This window comes from Hafnia psychrotolerans, assembly GCF_014639435.1.
In the GTDB taxonomy this organism is placed as follows: Bacteria; Pseudomonadota; Gammaproteobacteria; order Enterobacterales; family Enterobacteriaceae; genus Ewingella; species Ewingella psychrotolerans.
In genome coordinates this window covers 1-12,534 of record NZ_BMFZ01000005.1, presented here as the reverse complement: position 1 = coordinate 12,534, position 12,534 = coordinate 1, and the positions used below count along the sequence as shown (strand labels likewise).

Below are 12,534 nucleotides of genomic sequence, written 5' to 3'. Positions count from 1 at the left end.
GTCGCTAAAGCAGGTTGGGTGGAATATTGTCTGACTGGAGTAGGCTATGTGGATCGGTATAATTAGCCTGTTTCCTGAGATGTTTCGCGCGATCACCGATTACGGGGTAACTGGCCGGGCAGTAAAGAATGGCCTGTTGAGCGTAAATTGCTGGAGTCCGCGCGACTTCGCATACGATCGACATCGTACCGTGGATGAGCGGCCTTATGGCGGCGGTCCCGGAATGCTGATGATGGTGCAACCTTTACGGGAAGCCATTCATGCAGCTAAAGCGGCGGCAGGCGAAGGTGTTAAAGTGATTTATCTTTCACCTCAGGGACGCAAGCTGGATCAAACCGGTGTTTGTGAACTGGCGGCCTATCAGAAAATTATTCTGGTGTGTGGTCGTTATGAAGGGATTGATGAGCGCGTAATCAAAACCGAGATTGACGAAGAATGGTCGATTGGCGATTACGTTCTCAGTGGTGGAGAGTTACCGGCAATGACGCTGATTGATTCAGTCTCCCGTTTTATACCGGGCGTTCTGGGTAGTCAGGCTTCAGCAGAAGAAGATTCTTTTGTTGATGGGTTGCTCGATTGTCCACACTATACCCGTCCTGAAGTGTTGGAAGGCATGGAAGTACCGTCGGTGTTACTGTCGGGAAACCACGCTGATATACGTCGCTGGCGCCTGAAACAGTCGCTGGGTCGAACCTGGCTTAGAAGACCTGAACTTCTGGAAAACCTAGCTCTGACTGACGAGCAAGAGGTGTTACTGAGAGAGTTCCGAAAGGAACATCGGCTCATTTAACAAAACTATTAAGGGATCGTATGAGCAATCTGCCATGCCCTCCCGATATATCAGTTTACCTAGGGTAAGAGACATATTATGAGCAATATCATTAAACAGATCGAACAAGAGCAGATGAAGCAAGACGTACCTGCATTCCGTCCGGGTGATTCCGTGGAAGTTAAGGTATGGGTCGTTGAAGGTTCTAAAAAACGTCTGCAGGCATTCGAGGGCGTGGTTATCGCTATTCGTAACCGCGGTCTGCACTCTGCATTCACTGTTCGCAAAATTTCTAACGGCGAAGGTGTTGAGCGTGTATTCCAGACTCACTCCCCAGTAATCGACAGCATTGCTGTTAAACGTCGTGGTGCCGTTCGTAAAGCTAAACTGTACTACCTGCGTGAGCGTACTGGTAAGTCTGCTCGTATTAAAGAGCGTCTAACTAAGACTCGCTAACGCGACATTTAAAAAGCTCTTAGTTAACAGGGGTCTGGCGAAAGCCAGGCCCTTTTTTATTGCGCTGATTTAGTGTTTGCTGGTTCCAATGACTTACACACCCACATATACCAGGTGCGAGAGGATGGTTAGAGATCGCAGCTCATGTCCATACAACGCAGCTCGATGTTTGCCCGCCGGGAATAGTGAAAACTTTCTCTGATCAAAGTGAAACCATTCTTTTTATAGAATTCAAAAGCGTTAGGCGTTGAAGATAAAACCAGTGTTTTCATCCCCCGTCTTTTAGCTTCGGCTTTTATAGCTTCAAGAATGGCCTTCGCCATTCCCTGGCCTGTAAATTCAGGAAGGGTGAAGATAGCTTCGACACTCTGATTTTCGAGATCGAGAAAACCCGTCGCGACGGTTTTCCACCCTTAGCGTCATCAATCACGAAAAATGGATTATCGGAGATCGTTTTACGAAAGCTCTCAGGCATTTCATCTTGCGTCCATGCCATGATGGTCTTTTCGTCATAGGATGTTTTGTAGCCATGTCGTATCGCGCTGTTTCTAATTTCCCATAGTTTTTCCGCTTCATGTGGTAGCGCACACCGGACAACCATCATTCTCTCCTTATCTCTTTGCCTGATTTATATACGGCTAATTACCATGATCTTTATCCTGGTGCACTATCCGCTTTGAATCTAATGCGCGGGGTAATTTCGTGGCTAGTTCAAAAGATTAAAGTCGAGTGATAGAGATAACAAGGTTAGTACAATTAACTGTAAATAAAAATTTACGATTTAAGGGCTATTGTTGGCAATGGTAATTAAAAGTTTACATATAAGCTTTGTGGAATTTACACTTTATGCTATCTTCTCTGCATGCTAATAAGCAGCACCCATTTTACTGACAGCGGATGGCCACCATGCAAAAAGATGCACTTAATAACGTACATATCAGCGCAGAACAGATCCTCATAACGCCTGAAGAACTGAAAGTTCGTTTCCCATTGGGGAGCAATGACGAAAATAATATTGCCCAGGCACGTAAGACCATCGCGGATATCGTACATGGTCGAGATCCTCGTCTGTTGGTGGTTTGCGGTCCTTGTTCAATTCATGATTTGGATGCGGCGCTGGATTATGCGCGCCATTTGAAAACCTTATCTGACGAACTAAGTGACCGTCTGTACATTGTTATGCGCGTCTATTTTGAAAAACCGCGGACGACTGTGGGCTGGAAAGGTTTAATTAACGATCCACATATGGACGGTACTTTCGATGTGGAAGGGGGCTTGCACATTGCACGTAATCTGCTGTTGCAATTGGTTGGTATGGGACTGCCACTGGCGACTGAAGCCTTAGATCCGAACAGTCCGCAATACCTAGGCGATCTGTTCAGCTGGTCAGCTATCGGGGCACGTACTACTGAATCCCAGACTCACCGGGAAATGGCGTCTGGCCTTTCAATGCCGGTGGGTTTCAAAAATGGGACGGACGGTAGTCTCGGCACCGCCATTAATGCTATGCGTGCAGCTGAAATGCCGCACCGTTTCGTGGGCATCAATCAAGCCGGTCAGGTTTGTTTGCTGCAAACTCAGGGTAATCCCGACGGACATGTTATTCTGCGCGGCGGAAAAACGCCAAACTACAGCAGTGAAGATGTTCAGTCCTGTGAAAAACAGATGCAGGATGCGGGACTCCGCCCTTCCTTGATGATAGATTGCAGCCATGGTAACTCGAACAAAGACTACCGCCGTCAGACCCTAGTGGCACAGTCAGTTATCGATCAAATCAAGGCGGGTAACCGTTCAATCACCGGTTTGATGCTGGAAAGTAATCTGCACGAAGGTAACCAGTCTTCTGAACAACCCCGTTCAGAGATGAAGTATGGTGTCTCTGTCACTGATGCCTGTATTAACTGGGAAAGCACAGAAACATTGCTGCGCACTATGCACCAGGAATTGGGCGAGTCGCTGGCGGCACGAATCGCAGGAGAATAGGTTTTATATGGTGGCTGAACTTAACGCATTGCGCGATCAGATTGATGAAGTTGATAAAGCTTTGTTGGATCTTCTATCCCGTCGCCTAAATCTGGTGGCGGAAGTGGGTGAAGTTAAAAGCCGCTACGGTCTGCCTATTTATGTGCCTGAACGAGAAGCCGCCATGTTGGCTTCTCGCCGACAGGAAGCACAGCAGTTAGGTGTTCCTCCCGATTTGATTGAAGATGTTTTGCGCCGCGTGATGCGCGAGTCTTATTCCAGTGAAAATGATAAGGGCTTCAAAACTCTACGCCCGGAATTACGATCCATCGTTATTGTCGGTGGACGGGGTCAGATGGGGCGTTTATTCACCCGTATGCTTGAGCTGTCGGGTTATCAGGTCAACGTGCTGGAGCAAGAAGATTGGTCGCAGGCAGAAGCGCTGCTTTCGGATGCTGGCATGGTTATCGTTAGCGTGCCGATTCATTTGACCGAAGAGGTGATTAGCCAGTTACCCAAACTGCCTGATGATTGTATTCTTGTTGATCTTGCGTCAGTGAAGAATCGTCCGCTTCAAGCGATGCTTGCAGTACACGAAGGGCCCGTGCTGGGCCTGCACCCTATGTTTGGACCCGATGTGGGTAGCCTTGCCAAACAGGTCGTGGTCTATTGTGACGGTCGCGAACCGCAGGCATATCAGTGGTTGCTTGAGCAGTTACAAGTCTGGGGCGCAAGGTTGCATAAAATCAGTGCGGTTGAACATGATCAGAGCATGGCATTCATTCAGGCACTGCGCCATTTCGCGACTTTCGCTTATGGTCTTCATTTGTGCGAAGAGAATGTACAAATTGAGCAACTGCTGGCTTTGTCTTCCCCTATTTATCGCCTTGAACTGGCCATGGTTGGACGACTGTTTGCCCAAGATCCCCAGCTTTATGCTGACATCATTATGTCTTCGGAAAGTAACCTGGCATTGATCAAACGCTATTATCAGCGTTTTGGTGATGCACTGGCGTTGCTTGAGAACGGTGATAAGCAGGCATTTATAAGCAAGTTCAAACAGGTTGAGAGTTGGTTCGGTGATTACGCGCCGCGTTTTTTGAAAGAGAGTGGGTCGTTGCTGCGACAGGCGAACGATAACCGGCGTTAATTAAGCTCTGTATATAAGAAAGGCCATCCGTTTAAACCGGTATGGCCTTTCTTGTTATTCAGCGTGGATTGACAGCAACAATGTTCTCTCCGGGATAGCAGCCCAGTACTTTCAATGAGCGGGTTATGGCGCTGAGGCCGCGTAACGCTGCCTCCATTGGCTCCGAACGCAGATTAGCCAGCACATCAATATAAAACATCTCTTCCCACGGGTTACCGTTAATCGGACGGGATTCAAGTTTAGTCATAATAATGCTCTGTTCGCGCAGCACCAGCAATGCTTCAACCAGGGCACCTGCCTGTTGCCCTGTCGCCATGATAAAGGTGGTCTTTGCGGGTACCTGTTCAGTCACTTCGATAGCTTTACGCGCCAGCACAATAAAGCGGGTGATGTTCTGCTGCTGATTCGCCAAATTGTATTCCAGCACTTGAAGGCCATATAGCGCACCGCCTGCTTCGCTGCCAAGTGCTGCAGCATGTGGTGATTTTGATGCTGCAACTTTTTCCATTGCTGCGGCGGTACTTTCGCAATATTCAATCTTCCAGTGTGGGAAACGGTTTATGAACTGACTGCACTGCTGGAAAGGTTGTGGATGGCTGTAAACCGTTTCAATTTTAGATAGGTCAGTGTCTGCCGCAACCAGCACGCAGTGATCGATTGGGTTGGTCAGTTCGCCGACAATCGATAGGCTGGTGTGCTGCAGTAGATCGTAGACGTCGTTAATGGAGCCAGAACTGGTATTTTCAATCGGTAGTACGGCATAGTCTGCTTGGCCGGTTTCGACCTGAGTGAAAATATCTTGGAATTTCTGGCAACCGCATTCGATAAATTGTTCGAAATGGCGCGCAGCGTACTGCCTGGCTGCAAGATGCGAGTAGGAGCCTTTGGGGCCCAGGAAAGCGATGCGTGCGGAGTTTGGCGTGGTTTGATTTAGATGTTGTTGTAATAACGCCTGCTGGGTCAGAACCGAGTCTTCAATAATGAGTTGAAAAACGCGGGTAATGTAGTGGCCATCCAGTCCCTGTTTTTTTCCTTCCAGAATTAGGGCACTCATTAGCTCTTTTTCGCGCTCCTTGTCACGGATCGGTCGATGAGAATGCAATTTTGACATGCCGACTTCTACTGCAAGGCTGCGTCTTTCACCTAACAACGCCAGTAATTTTAGGTCCAGTGCGCTGATGCGTTCACGTAACGCCAGCAATGGATTCTCGGTCATTATCTCATCCTTTTTATGTGCTTTGTTCTATCGAATTTGTCAAACTATGAGCATAAAAAAAAGCCCCCTTTTCAGGAGGCTTTATTGTTCGTCTTCGCATTGATTCTTACACGACGAAACGCCTCCCATTCAGGGGAAGGTAAAAAAGGATGCGAAGAAAAACAGTTTTGTGTTCATGCGTAGCGTTTTCTCTGAATAACTCTACTCTAAAGTAACCGCTGGCTTTTCTCTGTGTCAATACAATTTCCTGCGGACATAAATAACGCGCTCCCGGGAGCGCGTTATTCTTTGCGATTAAACGTCGAAAATTACTTCTCTTCTTCTTGCTCAGGTTCAAGATTTATCTCTTTAACGCAAGATTCTGCGCGGCGTGCTTCGCCTTTGTGTTGCGCCTTATTCAACTGACGTTCGAGTTTCGCAATCAACTCATTGACGGCAGCATACATATCATCGTGCGTGGCACTAGCAACCAGTGGCCCATTAGCCGTGGTAATGGTCGCGTCGGCAACGAATCCCTGAGGTTCTTTCGAAAGAACAATATGCGGGTTAATTAACTGAGTTTGCCATTTTTCCAGTTTTTTTAGACGGTCTTCAACGTGGTCCCGAATTGCTGGGGTGATGTCCATTTGTTTGCTGGTAATGTTCACTGTCATGTAATTTACCTCTCTCTTTCCGTCTAGGATGGATTCAGCATACCTGCCTTTGAGACAAAATGCGTGATAGAAATCACGTTTTTTTGTCACTTTTTGTCAAGTGAAACAAAACTGTGACTTAGGGTGATTAACGGCCGGATAGGGCTTGTGACTTAAAGCAGAATAAAGCATTATCGATAAGATCTATGCGATAATATTACTCCCTCGTGAATCCCCTCTGCTTTAAAAATCATCAAGTTACTTGTCAAAATCCAATAAAAAACGGCAGCCTGAGCTACCGTTTTTTCCAGACCACAACATTATTGGCCTTTTCGCTGAATTATGACGCGTTGTTGGTCGCGATAATTTTCGCCACTTTGTCCGCTTCGTTATTCAACTGCAGTTGGCGATAGGCATTTTCCATCATTGGCAGCGCATCACGCGTTGCTTTGGTATCCGGGTAATCCTTCAGCATTTGCTCTACACGATTAACGACGGCGACGTATGCGCCACGTTTAGTGTAGTATTGCACGACCGATAGCTCATATTTGGCCAGACGATCTTTCAGGAATACCAGACGCTTATTGGCATCGGTAGCATACTGACTGTTCGGATAGCTATGAATGAGCTGGCTGAAGTCACGGAAGGCGGCACGTGCATGTTGAGGATCACGGTCTGAGCGATCAATACCGAAGAAGCCCTGCAACGCACTGTCGTCCAGCGCCATATCCGTCAGACCACGCATATACATGACGTAATCGATATTCGGATGGGTGGGGTTTAGGCGCATAAAGCGATCAATTGAGGCCTGAGCCAAAGGCAAGTCAGCAGACTTGTAGTAAGCGTAGATTAGATCTAACTGCACTTGCTGTGAGTAAGGTCCAAATGGATAGCGGTTATCCAACGCTTCTAATTGAGCAATTGCGCCCTTAAAGTTACCGTCCTGCAGCTTTTGCTGGGCAGTAGCATAAAGTACGTTTGGTGGGTTATCAGGAACCGTTTCTTTGGAACCAGAGCAACCGACCAGCGCCAGGCTCAACGTGGCTGCCGCCACCAGATATTTCACACGCGTCATGACGTTTTGATTATCCTCAGGTGTTATTCTGGGAGACTGTCCGTTAAGCTCCCGACAAAGACCAGCTACAATAGCACATTATTTTAAACGGCATCGCCGTGAAAACCCAACGTTAACCAAGAAGCTGCATATGGCACAACAAGTACAACTCACCGCAACGGTGGCCGAATCTCAACTCGGTCAACGGTTAGATCAAGCTTTAGCCGAATTGTTCCCTGATTATTCACGATCTCGCATAAAAGATTGGATCCTGGATGACAGAGTACAAGTTAATGGCAAGAAAGTGACCAAACCAAAAGAAAAAGTGTTGGGTGGCGAAGCTATCGCAATCGATGCGCAAATTGAAGAAGATGCGCGTTGGCTGCCACAGGATATCGCATTAAACATTGTGTACGAAGATAACGATATTTTAGTCATCAATAAACCCCGCGGTCTGGTTGTTCATCCTGGCGCAGGCAATCCAGATGGCACAGTGCTCAATGCATTATTGCATTATTACCCAGAAATCATGGACGTACCTCGGTGTGGCATTGTTCACCGACTGGATAAAGACACCACGGGTTTGATGGTGGTGGCTAAAACCGTTCCAGCGCAAACTCATCTGGTCGAAGCTTTACAGGCGCGCGAAATTACACGCGAATATGAAGCGGTAGCGATGGGTACCATGACTGCTGGTGGTACGGTTGATCAACCTATTGCCCGCCATGCGACCAAGCGCACGCATATGGCCGTTCACCCAATGGGTAAACCTGCTACTACGCACTACCGCATTATGGAGCACTTTCGCGCTCATACGCGTTTGCGTTTGCGTCTGGAAACGGGGCGTACGCACCAAATCCGTGTGCATATGGCCCACATTAGCCATCCTCTGTTAGGTGACCAGCTTTATGGTGGACGTCCCCGTTTGCCAAAAGGGGCTTCAGAAGCGTTCATTGCCACGCTGCGCAGTTTTGACCGTCAGGCTTTGCATGCCACTATGCTGCGTCTTTATCATCCGGTAACCGGTATTGAGATGGAATGGCATGCTCCGCTCCCACAGGATATGGTTGATATGATTAATGCTCTAAAAGCCGATACCGAAGAGTTTAAGGACCAGATGAATTGGTGATGAGACCGCTCATCTTGCCACAGTGGCCGCAGCCTGCAACGGTGCGGTCATGCGTAACAACCCGTCAGGGCGGTGTCAGTTTGCCGCCCTATGACGCGCTTAATTTAGGTTTACACGTTGGTGACGACCCTTACGCCGTTAATGCTAACCGCCTTTCTCTTATTGATTTAGCTGGCCTTCCTGCAGCACCTCACTGGCTTGAGCAAGTGCATGGGACTGACGTGGTACGACTAACCAAATCCACCCCTTATTTGCCAACCCTCATCGCTGATGCTGTTTACACCAACCAGCCCGGTGTGGTCTGCGCTGTCATGACTGCCGATTGCCTGCCCGTCCTTTTCTCCAGTTGTACAGGTGATGAAGTCGCCGCTGCGCATGCAGGATGGCGGGGGCTTTGCGCGGGTATGCTCGAAAAAACCGTGGCTGAATTCTCTGCAGAGTCTTCCGATATCGTTGCATGGCTGGGGCCAGCAATTGGCGCGCAAAAGTTCGAAGTGGGTGGTGAGGTGCGTGAAGCGTTTATGTCAGCAGATTCAGCGGCCAGCGAGGCTTTTCAACCCGCGGGGAATAAATTTCTGGCAGATATTTATCATCTGGCACGGCTGCGGCTGATGGCGTGCGGGGTAACACACATCTATGGTGGGGAATATTGCACCGTCACTGACAGCACAACATTTTATTCTTACAGACGTGATGCCAAGACCGGGCGGATGGCAAGTTTAATTTGGTTCGTATCACCTTCCTAATCAAGATGATCCGCCGACGCATGGCGTTGTATGCATAATATACTGACGAGATAACCTTGAAAATGGCAGGGTTGACCTCATCTATTCTCCAGTAGCAATTTTGTTCAGCAAAGGAGGTGTTATGCGTCTGGATCGTCTTACTAGCAAATTCCAGCTTGCTCTCGCCGACGCCCAATCACTCGCACTTGGGCGCGACAACCAATTTATCGAACCTGTTCACCTGATGAGCGCTTTACTCACTCAGGAAGGTGGAACCGTGAGTCCGTTACTTACTGCAGCCGGGATTGATACCCCGAAACTGCGCACGGGCATAGAACAGGCTTTGGGGCGATTGCCGCAAGTTGAAGGTACTGGTGGTGATGTTCAACCATCCAGCGAATTGATCCGTATTTTAAATCATTGTGACAAATTGGCGCAGCAACGCGCTGACACGTTTATTTCGTCCGAACTGTTTATTCTCGCGGTACTTAAAGACCGCGGCACGTTGACCGATCTGCTTAAAGCAAGCGGTGCAACCGTGGAGAAAATCAGTGCGGCAATTGATCAAATGAGAGGTGGCGACAAAGTGGATGATCAAGGAGCCGAAGACCAACGCCAGGCTTTGAAAAAATACACTATCGATCTGACCGAACGTGCGGAACAAGGAAAGCTTGACCCGGTGATCGGTCGTGACGAAGAAATTCGTCGTACCATTCAGGTATTACAGCGTCGTACCAAAAATAATCCAGTGTTGATCGGTGAGCCTGGTGTAGGTAAAACGGCCATCGCCGAAGGGTTGGCTCAGCGTATTGTTAATGGTGAGGTCCCTGAAGGCCTGAAAAACAAACGCGTTCTTTCTTTAGATATGGGCGCGCTGGTGGCCGGTGCCAAGTACCGTGGTGAGTTCGAAGAACGCCTGAAAGGCTTGCTTAGTGACCTGTCAAAGCAGGAAGGTAATGTCATCCTCTTTATTGATGAATTACATACCATGGTTGGTGCGGGTAAAGCTGATGGAGCAATGGATGCAGGTAACATGCTTAAGCCGGCGCTCGCTCGCGGTGAACTTCACTGTGTCGGTGCCACGACGTTAAGTGAATACCGTCAGTATATAGAGAAGGATGCGGCGCTTGAACGTCGCTTCCAAAAAGTGTTTATTGCCGAGCCATCTGTCGAAGACACCATCGCGATCTTGCGCGGTCTGAAAGAACGTTATGAATTGCATCATCATGTGCAGATCACCGACCCGGCGATCGTGGCGGCAGCGACATTGTCACATCGTTACATCTCTGACCGTCAGTTGCCGGATAAGGCGATTGACCTTATAGATGAAGCAGCATCGAGTATTCGTATGCAGATGGATTCTAAGCCGGAAGCGTTGGATCGGCTGGAACGTCGCATCATCCAGCTAAAGCTGGAACAACAGGCACTCAAGAAAGAGTCTGATGACGCCAGTGTTAAACGTCTGGAAATGCTTAACACCGAACTTAAGCAAAAGGAACGCGCGTTCTCGGAGCTTGATGAGGAGTGGAAAGCAGAGAAAGCTTCCCTGACCGGTACTCAGAATATTAAATCTGACCTGGAGCAGGCGAAGATTACGCTTGAACAGGCGCGTCGTGTGGGCGATCTTGGCCGCATGTCTGAATTACAGTACGGTAAAATTCCTGAACTGGAAAAACAGCTGGCTACCGCCACTCAGGCTGAAGGCAAAACGGTGAAAATGTTGCGTAACCGCGTAACAGATGTGGAAATTGCCGATGTATTGGCTCGTTGGACTGGGATTCCGGTCGCCAGGATGTTGGAAGGCGAGCGTGAAAAACTGTTGCGTATGGAAGATGCTTTGCATCAGCGAGTGATTGGGCAGGATGAAGCGGTCGAAGCTGTGTCTAATGCGATACGTCGTAGCCGGGCGGGTTTGTCTGATCCAAACCGACCAATTGGTTCATTCCTGTTCCTGGGGCCAACGGGTGTGGGTAAAACGGAACTTTGTAAAGCGCTGGCGACTTTCCTGTTCAATAGCGATGACGCTATGGTGCGTATCGACATGTCAGAATTCATGGAGAAGCACTCAGTCTCTCGGTTGGTCGGTGCACCTCCGGGCTATGTCGGTTATGAAGAAGGTGGCTACCTGACCGAGGCCGTTCGCCGCCGTCCTTATTCTGTCATTTTATTGGATGAAGTGGAAAAGGCGCATCCAGATGTCTTCAATATTCTGTTGCAGGTATTGGATGATGGGCGCCTGACAGATGGGCAGGGCAGGACAGTCGATTTCCGTAATACTGTGGTGATCATGACGTCGAACTTAGGTTCAGACCTGATCCAGCAGAATTTTGGTGTGGCAACTTATGCGCAGATGAAAGAATCAGTGATGGAAGTGGTGACTCATAACTTCCGTCCTGAGTTCATCAACCGTATTGACGAGGTGGTGGTGTTCCATCCACTGGGTCATGCACTCATCAAGAGTATTGCGCAAATCCAGCTTGGGCGGTTATATAAACGTCTTGAGGAGCGCGGCTATACGGCGACTTTAACCGATGCTGCACTTGAGCTGCTTGGTAACAGTGGTTTCGACCCAGTATATGGGGCACGACCATTGAAACGAGCAATTCAGCAGGAAATTGAGAACCCGTTGGCGCAGCAGATACTCTCAGGGAAACTCATTCCTGGAGTGCCAATTACTATAGATGTCGAAAATGACCATATAGTGGCGCGCCAGTAATTCTCTATTTAGGCCGCCATAAAACCGATAAAAAGGGTTCAGAGTTAATCTGAACCCTTTTTTTGTTCATATATTAATCGAAAAACACGTATTTGTTCGAAATGCGAACGGTCAGTAATTTATTTGAAATTAAGGGTTGCGGCCTTCTGAGAACTCCCTATAATGCGCCTCCACTGACCGGGAACAACGACTGACAAGTCGCTCGGACAGGAAGAGGAAAAGATGAAAGTTCGAATGAATAATCTCTTGACTCTTCAGCGGGAAAACGTAATATACGCCTCCCGCGCCGCATAAGATTCCTTGCGAACCACAAGACGATATCAGCCACTTCGGTGGCAAAAAATATCAAGTCTTAAAGAGTGACCAAGCAGTAATTCATTTAGTTGAATTATTACGAACTTTTAGTTTTGCAAAAGTCAGTTTTTGAGCATCGCTTCACGAGTTGAAGCAAATCGAACTTTAATTGAAGAGTTTGATCATGGCTCAGATTGAACGCTGGCGGCAGGCCTAACACATGCAAGTCGAGCGGTAGCACAGGAGAGCTTGCTCTCTGGGTGACGAGCGGCGGACGGGTGAGTAATGTCTGGGAAACTGCCTGGTGGAGGGGGATAACTACTGGAAACGGTAGCTAATACCGCATGACCTCGCAAGAGCAAAGTGGGGGACCTTCGGGCCTCACGCCATCGGATGTGCCCAGATGGGATTAGCTAGTAGGTGAGGTAATG

The 12,534-nt window shown here is 48.5% G+C and carries 10 protein-coding genes, 1 rRNA gene, 1 pseudogene and 1 other annotated feature; of the genes and pseudogenes, 8 read left to right on the top strand and 4 right to left on the bottom strand.

The features are described from left to right. Window positions 1–46 precede the first annotated feature (46 nt). Entirely contained in the window at window positions 47–790 is a 744-nt protein-coding gene (gene trmD / locus IEV89_RS10505) for a tRNA (guanosine(37)-N1)-methyltransferase TrmD (RefSeq protein WP_188473330.1), read from the top strand. Window positions 791–868: 78 nt separating this feature from the next. Continuing rightward, entirely contained in the window at window positions 869–1,225 is a 357-nt protein-coding gene (rplS, locus tag IEV89_RS10500) for a 50S ribosomal protein L19 (protein ID WP_188473327.1), read from the top strand. A 128-nt stretch (window positions 1,226–1,353) separates the two neighbouring features. On the opposite strand, the pseudogene IEV89_RS10495 reads toward rplS, so the two are convergent. Then, window positions 1,354–1,826 (bottom strand): annotated as a pseudogene (locus tag IEV89_RS10495) (GNAT family N-acetyltransferase). Between the two features lie 305 nt (window positions 1,827–2,131). Between IEV89_RS10495 and IEV89_RS10490 the strand changes: the two are divergent. Next, window positions 2,132–3,208 carry a 3-deoxy-7-phosphoheptulonate synthase gene (locus IEV89_RS10490; RefSeq protein ID WP_188473325.1) on the top strand — a complete coding sequence of 359 codons (1,077 nt, stop codon included), beginning with the start codon at window positions 2,132–2,134 and terminating at the stop codon, window positions 3,206–3,208. Window positions 3,209–3,215: 7 nt separating this feature from the next. Beyond that, window positions 3,216–4,337 carry a bifunctional chorismate mutase/prephenate dehydrogenase gene (gene tyrA / locus IEV89_RS10485; RefSeq protein ID WP_188473323.1) on the top strand — a complete coding sequence of 374 codons (1,122 nt, stop codon included), beginning with the start codon at window positions 3,216–3,218 and terminating at the stop codon, window positions 4,335–4,337. Window positions 4,338–4,395: 58 nt separating this feature from the next. On the opposite strand, the gene pheA is transcribed toward tyrA, so the two are convergent. The 3 genes from pheA to bamD form a co-directional block, all read right to left on the bottom strand. Next, entirely contained in the window at window positions 4,396–5,553 is a 1,158-nt protein-coding gene (gene pheA / locus IEV89_RS10480; RefSeq protein ID WP_188473316.1) for a bifunctional chorismate mutase/prephenate dehydratase, read from the bottom strand. Window positions 5,554–5,606: 53 nt separating this feature from the next. Next, window positions 5,607–5,731, bottom strand: a sequence feature (Phe leader region). A gap of 130 nt (window positions 5,732–5,861) precedes the next feature. Next, window positions 5,862–6,206, bottom strand: coding sequence for a ribosome-associated translation inhibitor RaiA (raiA, locus tag IEV89_RS10475; RefSeq protein WP_188473314.1), 345 nt, complete (start codon window positions 6,204–6,206; stop codon window positions 5,862–5,864). 319 nt (window positions 6,207–6,525) lie between these two features. Beyond that, window positions 6,526–7,260 (bottom strand): outer membrane protein assembly factor BamD, encoded by a 735-nt coding sequence (gene bamD, locus IEV89_RS10470; RefSeq protein ID WP_188473312.1) that lies wholly within the window; start codon window positions 7,258–7,260, stop codon window positions 6,526–6,528. Window positions 7,261–7,390: 130 nt separating this feature from the next. Here bamD and rluD point away from each other — a divergent pair, with 130 nt between their 5' ends. From rluD to IEV89_RS10450, 4 genes are all read left to right on the top strand, one after another. Beyond that, entirely contained in the window at window positions 7,391–8,368 is a 978-nt protein-coding gene (gene rluD / locus IEV89_RS10465) for a 23S rRNA pseudouridine(1911/1915/1917) synthase RluD (RefSeq protein WP_188473310.1), read from the top strand. Then, window positions 8,368–9,114 (top strand): purine nucleoside phosphorylase YfiH, encoded by a 747-nt coding sequence (gene yfiH / locus IEV89_RS10460; RefSeq protein ID WP_188473308.1) that lies wholly within the window; start codon window positions 8,368–8,370, stop codon window positions 9,112–9,114. Before rluD ends, yfiH begins: the two co-directional genes overlap by 1 nt. 121 nt (window positions 9,115–9,235) lie before the next feature. Next, window positions 9,236–11,809 carry an ATP-dependent chaperone ClpB gene (gene clpB / locus IEV89_RS10455; RefSeq protein WP_188473306.1) on the top strand — a complete coding sequence of 858 codons (2,574 nt, stop codon included), beginning with the start codon at window positions 9,236–9,238 and terminating at the stop codon, window positions 11,807–11,809. 460 nt (window positions 11,810–12,269) lie between these two features. After that, window positions 12,270–12,534, top strand: a 16S ribosomal RNA gene (locus IEV89_RS10450); the annotation flags it as partial.

Excerpts from the sequence above, each read along its gene's own strand:
- tyrA (WP_188473323.1), top strand. The coding sequence starts at position 3,216 with ATGGTGGCTGAACTTAACGCATTGCGCGATCAGATTGATGAAGTTGAT.
- IEV89_RS10490 (WP_188473325.1), top strand. The coding sequence starts at position 2,132 with ATGCAAAAAGATGCACTTAATAACGTACATATCAGCGCAGAACAGATC.
- clpB (WP_188473306.1), top strand. The coding sequence starts at position 9,236 with ATGCGTCTGGATCGTCTTACTAGCAAATTCCAGCTTGCTCTCGCCGAC.
- pheA (WP_188473316.1), bottom strand. The coding sequence starts at position 5,553 with ATGACCGAGAATCCATTGCTGGCGTTACGTGAACGCATCAGCGCACTG.
- bamD (WP_188473312.1), bottom strand. The coding sequence starts at position 7,260 with ATGACGCGTGTGAAATATCTGGTGGCGGCAGCCACGTTGAGCCTGGCG.
- rplS (WP_188473327.1), top strand. The coding sequence starts at position 869 with ATGAGCAATATCATTAAACAGATCGAACAAGAGCAGATGAAGCAAGAC.
- trmD (WP_188473330.1), top strand. The coding sequence starts at position 47 with ATGTGGATCGGTATAATTAGCCTGTTTCCTGAGATGTTTCGCGCGATC.
- raiA (WP_188473314.1), bottom strand. The coding sequence starts at position 6,206 with ATGACAGTGAACATTACCAGCAAACAAATGGACATCACCCCAGCAATT.
- yfiH (WP_188473308.1), top strand. The coding sequence starts at position 8,368 with ATGAGACCGCTCATCTTGCCACAGTGGCCGCAGCCTGCAACGGTGCGG.
- rluD (WP_188473310.1), top strand. The coding sequence starts at position 7,391 with ATGGCACAACAAGTACAACTCACCGCAACGGTGGCCGAATCTCAACTC.